The organism is Pseudomonas sp. GL_090 (assembly GCF_057837765.1).
The window spans coordinates 5128317-5144508 of the sequence record NZ_CM174452.1 but is presented as its reverse complement, the minus strand read 5'-3'; the positions used below and the strand labels follow the sequence as shown (position 1 = coordinate 5144508).

The 16192-nt window shown below is 61.6% G+C and carries 15 protein-coding genes; 8 read left to right on the top strand and 7 right to left on the bottom strand.

The annotated features are described in order from the left end of the window. Positions 1-96 precede the first annotated feature (96 nt). The 4 genes from AC3ITA_RS23155 to AC3ITA_RS23140 all read left to right on the top strand — a co-directional run bounded on the left by AC3ITA_RS23155 (position 97) and on the right by AC3ITA_RS23140 (position 4189). Positions 97-1200 carry an extracellular solute-binding protein gene (locus AC3ITA_RS23155; protein ID WP_095942819.1) on the top strand — a complete coding sequence of 368 codons (1104 nt, stop codon included), beginning with the start codon at positions 97-99 and terminating at the stop codon, positions 1198-1200. Between the two features lie 164 nt (positions 1201-1364). Continuing rightward, positions 1365-2273, top strand: coding sequence for an ABC transporter permease (locus AC3ITA_RS23150; protein WP_489278427.1), 909 nt, complete (start codon positions 1365-1367; stop codon positions 2271-2273). After that, entirely contained in the window at positions 2270-3115 is an 846-nt protein-coding gene (locus AC3ITA_RS23145; protein ID WP_095942817.1) for an ABC transporter permease, read from the top strand. Before AC3ITA_RS23150 ends, AC3ITA_RS23145 begins: the two co-directional genes overlap by 4 nt. A gap of 18 nt (positions 3116-3133) precedes the next feature. Continuing rightward, entirely contained in the window at positions 3134-4189 is a 1056-nt protein-coding gene (locus tag AC3ITA_RS23140) for an ABC transporter ATP-binding protein (RefSeq protein ID WP_095942816.1), read from the top strand. 153 nt (positions 4190-4342) lie between these two features. On the opposite strand, the gene AC3ITA_RS23135 is transcribed toward AC3ITA_RS23140, so the two are convergent. Then, entirely contained in the window at positions 4343-5272 is a 930-nt protein-coding gene (locus AC3ITA_RS23135; RefSeq protein WP_150728061.1) for an AraC family transcriptional regulator, read from the bottom strand. Between the two features lie 339 nt (positions 5273-5611). Between AC3ITA_RS23135 and AC3ITA_RS23130 the strand changes: the two genes are divergently transcribed. Both AC3ITA_RS23130 and AC3ITA_RS23125 read left to right on the top strand, forming a co-directional pair. Then, positions 5612-5965: a putative quinol monooxygenase gene (locus AC3ITA_RS23130; protein WP_150673673.1), complete on the top strand. Its 354-nt coding sequence runs from the start codon at positions 5612-5614 to the stop codon at positions 5963-5965. A 41-nt stretch (positions 5966-6006) separates the two neighbouring features. Next, on the top strand, positions 6007-6237 hold the full coding sequence (locus AC3ITA_RS23125; protein WP_095942813.1) for a hypothetical protein: 231 nt from the start codon (positions 6007-6009) through the stop codon (positions 6235-6237). A 3-nt stretch (positions 6238-6240) separates the two neighbouring features. Here the strand turns inward: AC3ITA_RS23125 and AC3ITA_RS23120 are convergent, their stop codons facing one another. The 6 genes from AC3ITA_RS23120 to AC3ITA_RS23095 all read right to left on the bottom strand — a co-directional run bounded on the left by AC3ITA_RS23120 (position 6241) and on the right by AC3ITA_RS23095 (position 13865). Then, a complete protein-coding gene (locus AC3ITA_RS23120; protein WP_095942812.1) occupies positions 6241-6864 on the bottom strand; it encodes a flavin reductase family protein in 624 nt (207 codons plus the stop codon). A gap of 211 nt (positions 6865-7075) precedes the next feature. Then, positions 7076-7267 carry a hypothetical protein gene (locus AC3ITA_RS23115; RefSeq protein ID WP_095942811.1) on the bottom strand — a complete coding sequence of 64 codons (192 nt, stop codon included), beginning with the start codon at positions 7265-7267 and terminating at the stop codon, positions 7076-7078. A 224-nt stretch (positions 7268-7491) separates the two neighbouring features. Beyond that, positions 7492-8811: an MFS transporter gene (locus AC3ITA_RS23110; RefSeq protein WP_414929423.1), complete on the bottom strand. Its 1320-nt coding sequence runs from the start codon at positions 8809-8811 to the stop codon at positions 7492-7494. Positions 8812-9102: 291 nt separating this feature from the next. Then, entirely contained in the window at positions 9103-10437 is a 1335-nt protein-coding gene (locus AC3ITA_RS23105) for a sigma-54-dependent transcriptional regulator (RefSeq protein WP_057713486.1), read from the bottom strand. After that, positions 10431-12197, bottom strand: a complete 1767-nt coding sequence (locus AC3ITA_RS23100) for a sensor histidine kinase (RefSeq protein ID WP_489278422.1) — start codon at positions 12195-12197, stop codon at positions 10431-10433. The genes AC3ITA_RS23105 and AC3ITA_RS23100 overlap by 7 nt, the downstream gene beginning before the upstream one ends. Positions 12198-12341: 144 nt before the next feature. Continuing rightward, positions 12342-13865 (bottom strand): fumarate hydratase, encoded by a 1524-nt coding sequence (locus tag AC3ITA_RS23095; RefSeq protein ID WP_056726089.1) that lies wholly within the window; start codon positions 13863-13865, stop codon positions 12342-12344. 289 nt (positions 13866-14154) lie between these two features. On the opposite strand from AC3ITA_RS23095, the gene AC3ITA_RS23090 reads away from it, so the two are divergent. After that, complete coding sequence (locus tag AC3ITA_RS23090) at positions 14155-15261, top strand: GGDEF domain-containing protein (protein WP_489278420.1); 1107 nt, start codon at positions 14155-14157, stop codon at positions 15259-15261. Beyond that, positions 15254-16189: an iron-sulfur-binding ferredoxin reductase gene (locus AC3ITA_RS23085; protein WP_095942807.1), complete on the top strand. Its 936-nt coding sequence runs from the start codon at positions 15254-15256 to the stop codon at positions 16187-16189. The genes AC3ITA_RS23090 and AC3ITA_RS23085 overlap by 8 nt, the downstream gene beginning before the upstream one ends. Positions 16190-16192 lie beyond the last annotated feature (3 nt).

Genomic DNA, 16192 nt, shown 5'->3' with positions numbered 1-16192 from the left:
CAAACCCCCGAAAATAGAGGGGCTAACGCTGATCCAGTCGCGCGGATGCAACAGTTTCGACCTGCCTTATACCTACAAAAACAAAGGGAGTCCGTAATGGGCGAGCATGATCTGAACAGACGTCAATTTATCAAGACCGTGGGCGTAGCCTCGGTTGCAGCGGCCGCCATGAGCATGCCGTTCATCAAGGCCAATGCCAGCGACACACGTTTTGCCGGCAAGACGCTGCGTTTGCTGACCTGGTCCGATGACACCGGCCTGGCCGCACTGCGTAACATCGCCGCGACTTTCGAAGACAAGTACGGCTGCAAGGTCATCGCCGACCGCACCGGCAGTACCTCGGAAATGGTCGCCAAGCTCAAGGCCGGCGGTGATCGTCCGCAGTACGACATCATCACCCTGGCAGGCGTCGGCGCCGAAGGTCTGGCCGCCGCGAACCTGCTGGAAAAACCCGACCTCAACCGCATTCCCAATCTCGTCGATGTACCGGAGAAATACCGCACCGGCGCCAATGGCCACGGTATCGGTTACCTGCTGTGGTGCAACAGCCTGGTCTACAGCACCCGCACCCAGAAAGAAGCCCCGACCAGCTACGCCTCCCTGTGGGATGCCGACGCGGCGCCGAACATTTTCCTGCCGCCGCCGAACTGGACCGAGGCCATGGACCTGATCATCATCGCCGCCAAACTGGCCGGTGGTGACGAACACAACATCGAACCTGGCTTCAAGAAACTCGCCGAGCTGAAGGATCGTGTGGTGACCCTGGGCGAAAACCCGAACCAGATCGCCGAACTGTTCCGTACCGGTTCCCTGGACATGGGCGGCCTTTACGCACCAGCGTTCTTCCCGAAACAGATCCGCGATCCGGCCTACGGCCTGGGCGCCACCTTTGGCATGAAGGAAGGTTTCTACACCGACCTGATGCTGTCGGTGATGCCGAAGAACCGTCCGGGCGATACCGACATGGCCTACGCCTTCATCAACCACTCCCTGGACCCGCTGGTGCAAGGCAAGATGGCTGAAGACATCTACAACGGCCCGGTCAACGCCAAGGCGATCATCTCCGCTGAAGCACGCAAGAGCCCGTACATCCTCACGCCGGAGCAGATTGCCGAGAAGGCGATCATGCACGACAACGCTTTCCTGGCGACTGTGCATGACCAATGGATTCGTCGTTACACGGAAATCTTTTCTTCCTGATCTGTAGGAGCGAGCGCGCTCGCGATGGACGTTAACGATGACGAGGGCTGCCTGAATGAATGAGGCGCCTTCAAGTCCTTCGCGAGCATGCTCGCTCCTACAGGGGTGGGGGTGACACCCCGCTTCCGTGTGTCATTGATCTTCCTTTGACGAGACCCTTTGCTATGGAACACCAACCTCTTGCCCATCCGGTGAGTGCCGCCCCCGTGCGCGCTGCCCGGGGTGTTTCACCCACGGCGCGCGCCTGGTTTTTCCTCTCGCCGTCGATGCTGTTTCTCGGCGTGCTGATCGCCGCGAGCCTCTTGGTACTGCGCATGAGCGTGGGCACCAAGGGCGCGGAGTGGTCCGGGTTCAGCCTGGCCAGTTACGCCCAGTTGCTGGAACCCTATTACCTCAAATCGCTGATGCTGACCCTGCGCCTGGCGCTGATCAGCGCGGTGATCGCAGTGATCCTGGCGATCCCGGTGGCCTACACCATGTCGCGCCTGACCTCGCCGTTCGTGCGACGGATCTTCCTTGCGGCGGTGTTGTTGCCATTGCTGGTCAACCTGTTGCTGCAAAGCTATGGCTGGCTGGTGATCCTCGGCCCTGGCGGCATGCTCAACCAGGCACTGATGGGCCTGGGCCTGATCAAGCGCCCGATCATGCTGCTCTACAATCAGAACGGCGTGTTGATGGGCCTGGTGCAAACCGCTTTCCCATTGGCCGTGTTGCCGATTGCCAGCGCCATGCGCGGCGTCGCCCGCAGCTACGAAGAAGCGGCCGCCACCCTGGGCGCCAGTCGCTTCCAGGTGTTTCGCCAGGTGGTACTGCCGATGAGCCTGCCGGGGATCATTACCGGTGCGACCCTGGTGTTCGCCTATAACGCCAGCAGTTTCGTGGTGCCCTTGCTGCTCGGTGGCCGGCGCGTGCCGATGCTGGCGGTGATGGTGCATGACCAGATCGCCCCGCTGATGAACTGGCCCGCCGCCTCCGCTGCCGGTGTGGTGCTGATCGTCACCACCCTCGCGATCATGACCCTGTCCGAATACATTACCGGCCGTCGTCGGCGCATGCTGGAGGCTTCGCAATGAGTACCCTGACCAAGAAGCGTCAGCTGTTGCCGGGTGATACCGGCAAGTTTGCCGGCATCCTCTCCGGCTTCATCCTGCTGCTGGCGGTACTGCCGATCCTGACCATGATCGTGATGTCGTTCAGCGGCGCGTCGAACCTCGACTTCCCGCCGAGCAGCTACAGCCTGCAATGGTACAAGGCCGCCTGGCACACTTTCGTGTCGCCGGACGCCAGTGACGTCCTGAGCCTCGGCCAAGCCATGAGCACCAGCCTGCTGGTGTCGTGCCTGACCATGATTTTCGCCACGATCATCGCGGTGCCGGCGGCCTACGCGCTGACCCGTTGCGAGTTCCGCGGCAAGGCCGTGGCACTGCAACTGATGTCGCTACCGCTGGTGTTCCCGATGGTGGTGCTGGGCCTGGCGTTGCTGCTGGTGTTCGACAGCCTGCCGTTCCACATGACCACCTCGCGCCTGGTGATCGCCCACGTGATCCTCGCATTGCCGTTCGTGGTGAAAAACTGCACGGCGGCGATGCTCTCCATCGGCAGCGAAGTCGAAGAGGCCGCGCAAATGCTCGGCGCTTCACCGCTGCGGGCGATTGTCGATGTGGTGGTGCCGTTGATGAAGTCGGGGATCCTGGCGGGCATGCTGCTGGCGTTCATCGTCTCGTTCAACGAATTCACCGTGACCTACTTCCTCTACACCATCGATGTGATGACCGTGCCGATCTGGATGTACAGCCGCACCGTGTCTTCGCTCGACCCAACCGTATTTTCGTTTGCCGTGCTGATCGTGCTGATCGACTTCGTCCTGATCTGGGCGCTGGAGAAGCTGGTTGGTGAAGGTGGCGTTTCGTTCTGATTTCTTGAGGTGATTCACATGTCTGGTCTGATTCTGGAAAACGTCGAGAAACATTACGGCTCGGCCTGCGCGGTAACGGATGTGAACCTGCATTTGCCCGAGGGCAAACTGGTGTGTTTCCTCGGCCCTTCGGGCTGCGGCAAGACCACCTTGCTGCGCATGATCGCCGGCCTTGAAACACTGACCGCCGGCGAGATCCGCCTGGACGGCGAAGACATCGGCAACACCCCGGCGCACCTGCGCAACTTCGGCATGGTGTTCCAGTCCCTGGCGCTGTTCCCGCACATGACCGTGGGCGAGAACATCGCCTATCCGCTGAAACTGCGTGGGGTCAGCAAGGCTGACCAGCAGGCGCGGGTGGTGGAGTTGCTGGAACTGATCCAGCTGCAACAGATGATCAATCGCCCGGTAGCCAAGCTGTCCGGCGGCCAACGCCAGCGTGTGGCGATTGCCCGGGCGATTGCCTCGCACCCGAAAATCCTCCTGCTCGACGAGCCGTTGTCGGCACTGGACGCCAAGCTGCGCGAGTCGATGCAGGTGGAAATCCGTCAACTGCAACAACGCTTGAACATCACCACCATCATGGTGACCCACGACCAGCGCGAGGCCATGACCATGGCCGATATCGTGGTCGTATTGGGTGAGCACAAGGTGCAGCAGGTGGGCACGCCGATCGAGATCTACCGGCACCCGGCCAACGAATTCGTCGCGGACTTCATCGGCTCGGGCAACATCTTCCCGGCCACGGTGCTGGGCAACGGCAAGGTCAGCTTGCCAGGCGGCGATGCGCTGCAAGTGCCGATCTGCAGCAGCATTGTGGTCGGTGAAAAGGTGAAGATGTTGATTCGCCCGGAAGACCTGCAACTGTCGGCTCCGCAGGCGACCGCGGGCAACCGCTTGCTGGGCAAGGTGACGTTCGTGCGGGATATCGGTGCGACCATCGAGACCACGGTGGAGTGTTCCGGAGTGTCGTTTACCGCGCTGAGCACGCCGTGTCAGGGCTTTGGCTTGAGCGTTGGGCATCCGGTGTCGGTGACCTTGCCGGTGGAGGCTTGCCGGGTACTTGGGGCCTGATCCGGATTTGATGTTGGCTTCACTGGCCTCATCGCGAGCAGGCTCGCTCCTACAATGGATCTGAGGTGTTCACGAATGTTGTGTTCACTGGAGATCAATTGTGGGAGTGAGCCTGCTCGCGATAGGGCCGGCACAACCCACACAAATTCTGGATCAAACTGACAACCGCAACCGCGCCAGATCCCTTAACGGTGGAGCCCCGAACAACCGGCTGTACTCCCGGCTGAACTGCGACGGACTTTCATACCCGACCCGATACCCCGCCGCCGAAGCCTCCAGCCCTTCGGCCAGCATCAACCGCCGTGCTTCCTGCAGGCGCAATTGCTTCTGATACTGCAACGGACTCATCGCCGTCATCGCCTTGAAACGGTGATGCAGCGTCGACACGCTCAGGTTCACTTCCTTGGCCAGATCATCGATGCGCAACGGCTGTTCGAAATTGCCGTTGAGCCATTTGATCGCCTGGCTGATGCGGTGGCTCTGACTGTTGGCGATGGCGATTTCGTACAGCCGATGTCCCTGTTTGCTGCGCAACAGTCGATAGAGAATCTCCCGGCGAATCAGCGGCGCGAGCATGGCGATGTCTTTTGGCGTGTCCAGCAACCGTGCCAGGCGCAGCACGGCGTCGAGCATCGCGGTGTCGAGTTTTTCGACATACAACCCGCGCCCGGTCGGCCGGGTGGGCACGCCGAGGGGCCCGGCGTCGGCGATCAGTGCAGTGATTTCAGTTGGGTCGATGTCCAGGCGCAAGGCCAGGATCGGTTCCTCGGGCGAGACATCCACCACCCGTCCACTGAGCGGCATCGAGACCGAGACCACCAGGTAGTTCAACGGGTCGTAATTGAAGTACTCGTTGGCCAACTGAACTTCCTTGCGCCCCTGGGCCATGATGCACAGCGCCGGTTGCGCGAGCACCGGGGCGAACTCGTGGGACTGGCTGTGGCGGGACATGAACAGCGAGCCGATGGCCGTGGCATAACTGCCATCTTCGGCGGTGTTGCGGCGGATGATGGCCGCCAGTTCCGCGCGCTGTTTTTCCATGTCGGTGTCCAGCGGGGCTTGAAAGTGATCGAGCGACGACATGCGAGGCATCCTCGGCAAGGCATGGAAGGAATGGAGCAGAGCATAAGTTTGTGCAAGCGGCAGCGGTAGACACATCCTGCCAGATGCTTGCCTGATTCTGCCCGGGGTCCACCGGCGGTGTAGCTACCAGAGCCATGTGCCTGAAAAACTTGCTTGAAACTCGTATGGCAGAACCGTGACAGGGTTTTACAGCTTGTTACAGGCTGGCGATGCAGTTTCGCAGGATTGTGCAACGCACCGGCAGGAATCGACTAACGAGACAGGCGCCTGCGCCCTTAACCTTTGATCCTGTCGCAGCCCGTCCCCCGGCTGCCACGCAACTCCCCGGGAGGGTTGAACATGTCCACGCAAATCCCCGTCAGTCATATGGCCTTCGTTCGAGCGCGCGCCGGGCGTTCGGCGGAACTCGGTGTGCGCCTCAGCGCCCTGATCGAACCGTCCCGCGCAGCGCCAGGCTGCCTGAGCTTTGCCTTGCAGCATTCGCAATGCGATCCGGAGTTGTGGCTGGTGTCCGGTTTCTGGAGCAATCAACAGGCCATGACCGCGTACTTCAGCACGCCTGCGATGGAGATTTTTGCCGAGCTGGTGCAGGAGCTGGTGGTCAACAGTCTGGATTTCCACACCTTCAAGGATGTCTCGGCGGCGCAGGCTCTCGGTCAGTCTGGACTGGCGGTACACAAACTGGCCGGTTGAGGGTTTAATGACGGCATTCTCAACCAGCCAGGATGCGCGACATGGCACGTAAAGCCTTTGAACACTTCGAAGCTGTTTCCGCTGTAGTACCGGGCGAGGGTGGTTACCACGCCGCTATCGCCGTCAAGGCGCTGGGTGGTTCCGGCGCCCCGCGTTTTCACAAAGTGCTGGAAGGGCAGATCTTCAAGACCGCTCACGAGGCCGATGATGCGGCCGCCAAGGAGCTGACCCGCCTCAAGGACGTCAAGGAAAACACCGACCTGCTCTGGTGATTCTCACCGTCCCGGGCGGTACATCTTGAACAACGCCTCAGGCCCCAGCTGGAAATAATCCGCCGGCCCGCCGCCGCGCAGAATCGGTTCTGCCGCGGCGGTGTCGTACACCCCGTCTTTCAAAAGCCACTTGGCGATATGCACGGCGACCACTTCGCCGAGGATCAGCCAGCTCGGCACCACATTGCCGTCCGCCCGTTGCAACTGGATGATCTGCGTGACCCTGCACTCGAAGGACACCGGGCTCTCGGCCACCCGCGGCACCTGAATGACCTTCGAGGCAGCGGTCGTCAGCCCGGCGAGTTCGAACTCGTTGACCTCAGGTTTGACCATGGCGCTGCTCTGGTTCATCTGCTCGGCCAGCGGCCGGGTGGCCAGGTTCCAGGCGAACTCGCCGGTCTGTTCGATGTTGTTCAGGCTGTCTTTGCGCCCGACGCTGGAAAACCCAATGATCGGCGGGATGTAGTTGAAGGCGTTGAAGAAACTGTAGGGCGCCAGGTTCAAGCGGCCCTCGGCATCCTGTGAAGAGATCCAGCCGATGGGGCGCGGGCCGACGATGGCGTTGAATGGATCGTGGGGCAGGCCGTGGCCGTTGGCGGGTTCGTAGAAGTGGATGGCGTCGGGCATGGGGATTTCCAGAACTTGCGGGAGACGTTCATGGTGCAAGCATGCGCCGCAGATTTCCAGTCAGATGAAGATCACTGTAGGAGCGAGCTTGCTCGCGATAAACCTGAGAGCGCCGCGGGGCACCTGCCAACCAACGTTATCGTTGACGACCATCGCGAGCGAGCTCGCTCCTACAGGGTTTTGAGGTCGAGCTGTGAATTTCCCTCCACGATCAGCCGATAGCTTCAGCGCTACCGGTTTTGTCGAAACCGTCCGAGGCATAGGTGCCCGAGTGGCTGCGTTCGATGGCGGCGCTGGCATCGGAGCCGAAAGAGGCCGAGCCGGTTTTGTCGTAACCATCGGCTGCAAAGGTATTGGCAGCCAGCAAGGAAAGGGTCAGAGCAAGGATCAATCGGATATTCATGACAGGTACTCCAGGTACGTTCGCTTTGGATACGTTCAGGCACTCTTTCGAGACCTGTAACGGATATACGTGCGTCCTGTCGATAGGGATGCACTCAGCAGCAGGCTGCTGCCGGTGCATTAACCGATGATTATCCTGGTGGAGGCGCAGACGAACGGTGCCCTTCGCGAGTTCGTTCGCGAAGGGCCTTGGTGCTCACCGTTGCGGTGAGCGTCGATTGGCGATCAGTCCGTCACGATCCGCGAATGCTTGCGGGTGTCTTTCATGGTGACGTACACCAGCAACGACACGGCGATGCACGCGGTCACGTACCAGTAGTAACCCGTTTCCATGCCGATGCTCTTGAACCACAGCGCGATGTATTCAGCGGTGCCGCCGAAGATCGAGACGGTCAGTGCGTACGGCAGGCCCACGCCCAGGGCGCGGATTTCGGTCGGGAACAGTTCGGCTTTCACCACGGCGTTGATAGAGGTGTAGCCGCTGACGATGATCAGCGCCGCCATGATCAGGAAGAACGCGCCCCACCAGGTCGTAATGGTGTGCAGGGTGGTGAGGATCGGTACGGTGAACAGCGTGCCCAGAATGCCGAAGGCAATCAGGATCGGCCGACGACCGATTTTATCCGACAGCCCGCCGATGATCGGTTGCAGGCACATGAACAGGAACAACGTGGCGGCGGAAATGGTGGTGGAGTCGGAAATGCTCATGCCGACGGTATTCACCAGGTATTTCTGCATGTAGGTGGTGTAGGTGTAGAATGCCAGCGTACCGCCCATGGTCAGGCCGACCACGGTCATCAGTTCCTTGGGGTGGCGCATCAAGGTGCGCATCGCGCTTTCCTTGGCTTTTTCTTTCTTGGTGAACGACTCGGTTTCTTCCATGCCGCGACGCAGGTACAGCGCAACCACGGCACACAGCGCGCCGATGGCGAACGGGATGCGCCAGCCCCAGGCGTACAGCTGCTCGGTGGTCAGGAAGTTCTGCAGGACAATCAGCACCGCCAAAGCGATGAGCTGGCCGGAGATCAGTGTCACGTACTGGAAGCTGGAGTAGAAGCCGCGACGTTCCTTGGTCGCCATCTCGCTGAGGTAAGTGGCGGAGGTGCCGTATTCGCCACCCACCGACAGGCCTTGCAGCAAGCGCGCGAACACCAGCAGGATCGGCGCGCCGATGCCGATGACTTCATAGCTCGGGCTCAGGGCGATCAGCAGCGAGCCGAAGCACATCAGGTACACCGAGGCCATCAGGGCCTTTTTGCGCCCGACCTTGTCGGCATACAGACCCATCAGCCAGCCACCGATCGGACGCATCAGGAAGCCCACGGCGAAGATCGCGGCGGTGTTGAGCAATTGGGCGGTGGTGTCGCCTTTGGGGAAGAAGGTCTTGGCGAAATACAGGGAGAAGGCGGCGTAGACGTACCAGTCATACCACTCGACCATGTTGCCGACAGAACCGCTGAAAATCGATTTGATGCGACTGGCGGTGGTTCTTTCTTTAGCCGGCGTGGCAGCCGACCCAAGGGGCAGGGCGTTGGAGTTATCCATTGAAGGATCCTTCATTTAATTGTTTTTGTGGAGCGCGATTAAACGCAGCCTGCCAGGGCTATAGCAGGAGCTGTGCCAACGGGGAGAGGGCCGGTTTAGAGGGGTGATGACGTTTCGTTGAGCGGAAATCCGCTTATCTGTGGTTGGTGGTGAGCGGAAAATTGCTCAAGTGTTGCTGTGGTTGTACCGGCCTCATCGCGAGCAGGCTCACTCCTACAATGGATCGGCGTACATCAAACCACTGTAGGAGTGAGCCTGCTCGCGATGAGGCCAGAGCAGACGCCACAAAAATCAGGCCTCGGGCAAAAACATCTCCCGACTCAACCCATGCCGCTGCATCTTTTCATTGAAGGTCCGGCGCGGCAGTTGCAGTTCTTCGAGCACCGCTTTCACATCGCCCTTGTGCCGGGTCAATGCCGCACGCAGGCATTGCGCCTCGAACGCTTCCTGCTGAGCCGCCAGTGACTGGCCGGGCTCGATGCCCAAGGGCTCCGGTTCACCGAGCCCCAATACCTGACGCTCGGCGACGTTCGCCAGTTCGCGCACGTTGCCCGGCCAGTCATGGCTCAGCAGGTGGCTCAACTGCGCACCGCTCAACGGTGGAAATTTGCGTCCCAGGCGTTCGGCGGCGTTTTGCGCAAAGGATTCGAACAGCAGGGGTATGTCTTCACGGCGTTCGCGCAACGGCGGCAAGCGCAACTCGGCAACGTTCAAGCGATAGGCCAGGTCTTCGCGAAAACGTCCGGCCCGCGCTTCGTCGAGCAGGTCCGGTTTGGTCGCGGCAATGATGCGCAGATCCACGCGGATACTCTGGTTCGAGCCCAGTCGTTCAAGCTTTTGCTCCTGCAACACCCGCAGCAGTTTCACTTGCTGGGCCAGCGGCATGCTTTCGATTTCATCGAGAAACAGCGTGCCGCCGTCGGCGTACTCGAGTTTGCCGATGCGCTTGCCGGACGCCCCAGTGAACGCGCCGCTCTCGTGGCCGAACAGCTCGGCCTCGAACAATTGCTCGGGGATGGCCGCGCAGTTGAGCGCGACAAAGGGCTTGTCGGCCCGCGGCCCGAAGTCATGCAGGCAACGCGCGACCAGCTCCTTGCCGCTACCGGTTTCGCCGCGAATCAGCACGTTGACCGGCAGTGCTGCCAGGTCCAGAACTTGCCGACGCAGGGTCTGCAAACCCCGGGACACGCCGAGCAGCGTGGCATCCAGTTTGGCGCGGTTGTCCGCCTGCTCGTGCAGCGCGCGGTTTTCCAGCACCAGCCGGCGTTTGTCGAGGGCGCGGCGCAGGCTGCCGAGCAGGGTTTCCGGGCTGAAGGGTTTTTCCAGGAAGTCGTAGGCACCGTCGCGCATGGCTTCGACGGCCATCGGTACATCGCCGTGGCCGGTCAGCAGGATTACCGGCAAATCGGCATCCCGGCGTTGCACCTCGGCCAGCAGTTCCAGGCCGGTCATGCCGGGCATGCGCACATCGCTGAGAATCACCCCGGCAAAATGCCTGGGCAATTGCGCCAGGCATTCATCGGCGCGACTGAACAGCTGTACCTCGAAACCCGACAGGCTCAACCATTGCTCGACGGCACTGCGGATGCTGCTTTCGTCGTCGACCACGATCACTGAGTTCAGCATGGTTCATGCACCGCCAGGTCGATGGGCAAGGTCAGGGTAAACACCGCCCCTTTGTCATGATTTTCGGCACTCAATCGCCCGCCGGACTCGTGAACGATGGCGAATGACACCGCCAGCCCGATGCCCAGGCCTTCGCCCACCGGTTTGGTGGTGAAGAACGGATCGAAGACCTTGGGCAGGTTCTCTTCGGCGATACCGCCACCGTTGTCGATCACGCTCAGGCGCCACAATTGTTCGTCAGCTTCGAGGCGGATTTCCAGGCGTTTGCAGGGTTTATCCTGCATGGCATCGAGGGCGTTGCGCAGCAGATTGATCAGCACTTGTTCCAGGCGAATCGCATCGCCACGCACCCAGGCCGGGCGGGTCAGGTGCAGCACCGTGCTGACCTGTTCGTCGCGCAGCCGGGTGTCGAGCAGTTGCAGCGACTGGTCCACCACCGCCGCCAGGTCCAGGCGTTCGCGTAAACCGCTGGGGCTCTTGCGGGCGAAGGTTTTCAGGTGGCCGGTGAGGGCGGCCATGCGTGTGAGCATTTCATCCACCGGTTTGAGCGCCTTGTAGGCGTCGTCGACCCGGCCATGGTCGAGCAGCAGGCGCAAGGTAGCCAGCTGCATGCGCTGGGCGGTGAGTGGCTGGTTGATCTCATGGGCCAGGGCGGCGGACATCTGCCCCAGCGCCGCGAGTTTGGCCGATTGCACCAAGCCTTCCTGAGCGGTGCGCAAGTCGCGGGTGCGCTCTTCCACCAGTCGTTCGAGCTCTTCACGACTGCGCTGACGCAGTTTGGCCAGGCGCCAGCGTTGATTGAGAAACAGCAGCAGGAACACCAGCGTCAGCCATAGCCCGGCCGCGGCGAGGGCGGCGTTGCGGCTGTCTTCGAAGGCGACCTGCGGGCGCCGCAGCAGGTGCAGGGTCCAGCCCTCGGTAGTCAGCGGCAGGGATTCCCACAGGTAATCCGCCTTGCCGTCCGGGCCATCGACCCGCGCCAGGTCACTGTTGTCGTCGAAGCGCCGCAACGATTGAAACTCAAGCGGTGTCAGCGGCTGCTTGTCGTACTGGCGAGTGGTCTTGAGTTCGGCATGATCGCTGTCGCTCAGCGGCTTGAGCAGGCGATAGCGCCAGCCCGGCTGGTTGGCGATGAAGATGATTCCGCGGGCATCGCTGACCAACAAGGTGTCGCTGCCCTGACGCCACTCGCGTTCCAGTTCGGGGAATTCCAGCTTTACCACCATGGCGCCGAGGAACTGGCCATCGTCATCGCTGACCGCGCTGGAGAGGAAGTAGCCGGGAATCCCGCTGGTCACCCCCACGGCGTAGAAGCGCCCGGTGCCCTGGGTGCGGGTCTGATTGAAATAGGGACGGAAACCGTAGTTGTGGCCGACATAACTGCTGGGCAAACGCCAGTTGCTCGCTGCTACGGCAAGGCCGGTGCGATCGAGCAGTTCCAGGGTCGAGGATTGGGCGGCACCGTTGATCTTTTCCAGTTTTCGGTTCAGGGCATCCTGTTGCTCGGGGCTCACCGCCCCCTTGAGCGCCGAGCGCAGCTCCGGGTCCAGCGCCAGCACGGCGGGCAGGGCGCGGTAACGTTCGATCAGGGTATGCAGGGACGTGGCATACAGCGCCAGTTGCTGATTGGCGCGCGCTGCGTCTTCGACCATTGACTGGCGCACGGTGTGGCGCATGGCCAGAGTCGCGGCGATGGCGGCACCGGCGATGATCAATAGGGTGTAGAGCGCCAGGCGCAGGGGTCGGGAGGTCGTCAACATGCAGTGAACAACAGGCAAAAATGGGGGAAGGCACCATAGCATGCGAAGGACGCTCTTCTCTCGCCGGAGTACAGTTATCCGGCCGAAAAAAAACCGGTCTGTCGTTGCCGACAAACCGGTTTATTCAGCGGAGCTGAGTGCCGTTTACTGCACTTCCACCGCCAGGCTTTCACTGATCTTTTTCTGCCAGATGGCAGGACCGGTGATGTGTACCGACTCGCCCTTGCTGTCGACCGCAACGGTCACAGGCATGTCTTTTACGTCGAACTCGTAGATCGCTTCCATGCCCAGTTCGGCGAAAGCGACAACGCGGGATTTCTTGATCGCTTGCGCCACCAGGTAAGCCGCGCCACCGACAGCCATCAGATAAACGGCTTTGTGGTCCTTGATCGCTTCGATCGCGGTAGGGCCGCGCTCGGATTTGCCGATCATGCCCAGCAGGCCGGTTTGCTCGAGGATCTGACGGGTGAACTTGTCCATCCGCGTCGCGGTGGTCGGGCCAGCCGGGCCAACCACTTCTTCGCGCACCGGATCAACCGGGCCGACGTAGTAGATGAAGCGACCCTTGAGGTCCACCGGCAGGGTTTCACCCTTGTTCAGCATCTCGACCATGCGCTTGTGCGCAGCGTCGCGACCGGTGAGCATCTTGCCGTTGAGCAGGACGGTCTCGCCCGGCTTCCAGCTCTGCACGTCTTCCGGGGTCAGGGTGTCGAGGTTGACGCGACGAGCCGACGGGCCGGCTTCCCAGACGATTTCCGGGTAGGCGTCCAAAGGTGGCGCTTCCTGGGCAACCGGGCCGGAACCGTCGAGCACGAAGTGCGTGTGACGGGTGGCGGCGCAGTTCGGGATCATGCACACCGGCAGCGAAGCGGCGTGGGTCGGGTAATCCATGATCTTCACGTCGAGCACAGTGGTCAGGCCACCGAGGCCCTGGGCGCCGATGCCCAGCTGGTTGACCTTCTCGAACAGCTCCAGGCGCATTTCTTCGATGCGGTTCTGCGGGCCACGGGCTTTGAGCTCGTGAATGTCGATGGATTCCATCAACACTTCCTTGGCCATCACCGCGGCTTTCTCGGCGGTGCCGCCGATGCCGATGCCGAGCATGCCTGGTGGGCACCAGCCGGCGCCCATTTCCGGGACGGTTTTCAGAACCCAGTCGACGATCGAGTCTGACGGGTTGAGCATGGCCATCTTCGACTTGTTCTCGGAACCGCCGCCCTTGGCCGCCACGTCCACTTCCACGGTGTTACCCGGAACGATGGAGTAGTGGATGACTGCCGGGGTGTTGTCCTTGGTGTTCTTGCGAGCGCCCGCCGGGTCGGCGAGGATCGAAGCACGCAGGACGTTTTCCGGCAGGTTGTAGGCGCGACGAACGCCTTCGTTGATCATGTCGTCCAGGCTCATGGTGGCGCCATCCCAGCGCACGTCCATGCCCACGCGGACAAACACGGTCACGATGCCGGTGTCCTGGCAAATCGGGCGGTGGCCGGTGGCGCACATGCGCGAGTTGATCAGGATCTGTGCCATCGAGTCGCGGGCCGCTGGCGATTCTTCGCGCAGGTAGGCCTCGTGCATCGCCTGGATGAAATCCACGGGGTGGTAGTAGGAAATGAACTGCAGGGCGTCGGCAACGCTCTGAATCAGGTCGTCTTGCTTGATCACGGTCATGAGTCGCGCTCCTCTAAAAGACGGGAACATTCAATAAGGTGCTTGCAGCTTGGGTGCATCGGTCGGTTGCAAGCACCTTTCAAGGCACGCCGGGGAAGCTGGCGCGACGCTAAAAAGGCGCGGCAGTATACCGCGCCTCGCGGACAGGCACACCCGCCGGCAGTCAATCGTTGGTCGCATAGGGCGATCCCGAAAATTGAATGGTCATTTATCGGCCACGCCACTAAAGTGACATCCGGTCTGTAGAGTAGGACGCTCTGTCAGTCTCCTTTCATCTGGTGAGTCACGATTGACCCATAACGCCATCCAGCGCCTGTTGCTCAAACGTTTCGCCCTCGCGGCCGGCACCTACGCCCTGGCATTGCTGTTGCTGTGGCTGGCGTTTTTTACCGGTCACTACAATGCACCGCTTTCCAGTGTCGTCATCGGCAGCGCACTGGTGGTGATCAGCCAGGCTATCCTGTTCGCGGTGTTCTACAGCGGCTGTAACCTGCGCTTCGCCGACTCCAGCCTGACCGAGGCACAAGTGCTGCTGGGGCTGGGCTGGCAAACCTGGCTGATCGCCCATCTGGACGAAGCCCGGGGCGCCTTTTTGGTGTTTTACGTGCTGATTCTGTTGTTCGGCCTGTTCCATCTGTCACGCCGGTCTTTAGTGCGATGCGCGCTGCCGGTGTTTTTCAGTTTCAGTGCGATCACGCTGTGGGAGGGCTACCACTTCCAGCTGCCTGACCCGGCCATGGCAGTGTTGCAGGTCTGTGTGCTGTTCATCGTGCTGGTGTGGCTGGTGCTGTATGCCCGCTATGTGCAGGCTTCGCGACAGCGTATGCGCCAGCGGCGTTTTGCTTTGCAGGCGCACCAGGACACGTTGCGCGGGATGATGCGCCAACTTGAAGACCTGGTGGCCACCGACGAGCTCACGGGCCTGTTCAATCGTCGGCATTTCCTGCGCCTGGCGTCCCGTGAACTGAACGCCATGGACGCCGGTGTCGTGCATGGCCTGGCGCTGATCGACCTTGACCATTTCAAGCGCATCAACGACCTGCACGGCCATGCCGCTGGCGATCAGGTGCTGCAAGCCTTTGCCGGCGTTGCCAGCGCGTGCCTGCGCGACGGTGATGTTCTGGCCCGCTACGGCGGTGAAGAGTTCGTGGTACTGCTGCCCGATTGCGATGCCGACAGTTTGACTTCGTGCTGCGAACGGCTGCGCATCGCGTTCACCGATGTCGAGTTGATTGGTCTGAATGTACGCAGTCTCAGCCTGTCCGCCGGCATGACCCTGCTGGAACTGGGCGACGACCTCGATGATGCCCTGCAACGGGCCGATCAGGCGCTTTATCGCGCCAAGCGTGACGGCCGCAACCGGTGCGCGGCAGCGTGGGAGAACGTCGATGCCTGAGCTGCGGGTCGGCGAGCGTCATTGGTCGGTGGCGGCGGGGAGCAATCTGCTCGACGCGCTGAACCAGAACGGCGTACCAGTGCCTTACAGTTGCCGCGCCGGCAGTTGCCATGCCTGCCTGGTGCAGTGTGTGCGGGGGCTGCCGAGCGACAGCCGCCCGGATGCCCTGAGTGCCCGGCAGCGTGAACAAGGCTGGCGCCTGGCGTGCCAGTGCCAGGTGGTCGAGGACTTGCAGGTGCACGCCTTCGACCCGCAAACCGATGGCCGACCCGCCGAAGTCGCGGCGATCGATTGGCTGAGCACCACGGTGCTGCGCTTGCGGGTAATCCCCCAGCGGCCGTTGCGCTACAGCGCCGGTCAGCATCTGGTGTTGTGGGCAGGTAGCGTGGCGCGGCCGTATTCGCTCGCCAGCCTGCCGCAAGAAGACCGTTTTCTGGAGTTTCATCTCGATTGCCGCAAGCCCGGGGAATTCAGCGATGCCGCCAGGCAATTGCGCATCGGCGATCCGATCCGTCTCGGTGAACTGCGCGGCGGTGCCTTGCACTACGACCCTGACTGGCACGCCCGGCCGCTGTGGTTGATGGCGGCCGGCACCGGGTTGGGACCGTTGTTTGGTGTATTGCGCGAAGCACTGCGCCAGGATCATCAGGGCCCCATCCGCGTCATACACCTGGCCCATGATGCCGATGAGCACTACCTGGCCAAGCCCCTGCAAGCCATGGCCGCCAGCCGTCCGAACCTGAGTGTCGAACTGTGGACCCCGGCCGAGTTACCCGCGGCTTTGGCGCAACTGCGGCTTGTTTCCCGGCAAACCCTGGCCTTACTCTGCGGAGCCCCCGACAGCGTCGACGCCTTTGCCCGGCGCCTGTACCTGGCGGGATTGCCGCGCAATCAACTGCTGGCCGATGTGTTCCTGCCCCGTGGTTGAGCG

Coding starts and splice junctions, on each gene's coding strand:
- AC3ITA_RS23155 (WP_095942819.1), top strand. CDS start 97: ATGGGCGAGCATGATCTGAACAGACGTCAATTTATCAAGACCGTGGGC.
- AC3ITA_RS23150 (WP_489278427.1), top strand. CDS start 1,365: ATGGAACACCAACCTCTTGCCCATCCGGTGAGTGCCGCCCCCGTGCGC.
- AC3ITA_RS23145 (WP_095942817.1), top strand. CDS start 2,270: ATGAGTACCCTGACCAAGAAGCGTCAGCTGTTGCCGGGTGATACCGGC.
- AC3ITA_RS23140 (WP_095942816.1), top strand. CDS start 3,134: ATGTCTGGTCTGATTCTGGAAAACGTCGAGAAACATTACGGCTCGGCC.
- AC3ITA_RS23135 (WP_150728061.1), bottom strand. CDS start 5,272: ATGTCGTCGCTCGATCACTTTCAAGCCCCGCTGGACACCGACATGGAA.
- AC3ITA_RS23130 (WP_150673673.1), top strand. CDS start 5,612: ATGTCCACGCAAATCCCCGTCAGTCATATGGCCTTCGTTCGAGCGCGC.
- AC3ITA_RS23125 (WP_095942813.1), top strand. CDS start 6,007: ATGGCACGTAAAGCCTTTGAACACTTCGAAGCTGTTTCCGCTGTAGTA.
- AC3ITA_RS23120 (WP_095942812.1), bottom strand. CDS start 6,864: ATGCCCGACGCCATCCACTTCTACGAACCCGCCAACGGCCACGGCCTG.
- AC3ITA_RS23115 (WP_095942811.1), bottom strand. CDS start 7,267: ATGAATATCCGATTGATCCTTGCTCTGACCCTTTCCTTGCTGGCTGCC.
- AC3ITA_RS23110 (WP_414929423.1), bottom strand. CDS start 8,811: ATGGATAACTCCAACGCCCTGCCCCTTGGGTCGGCTGCCACGCCGGCT.
- AC3ITA_RS23105 (WP_057713486.1), bottom strand. CDS start 10,437: ATGCTGAACTCAGTGATCGTGGTCGACGACGAAAGCAGCATCCGCAGT.
- AC3ITA_RS23100 (WP_489278422.1), bottom strand. CDS start 12,197: ATGTTGACGACCTCCCGACCCCTGCGCCTGGCGCTCTACACCCTATTG.
- AC3ITA_RS23095 (WP_056726089.1), bottom strand. CDS start 13,865: ATGACCGTGATCAAGCAAGACGACCTGATTCAGAGCGTTGCCGACGCC.
- AC3ITA_RS23085 (WP_095942807.1), top strand. CDS start 15,254: ATGCCTGAGCTGCGGGTCGGCGAGCGTCATTGGTCGGTGGCGGCGGGG.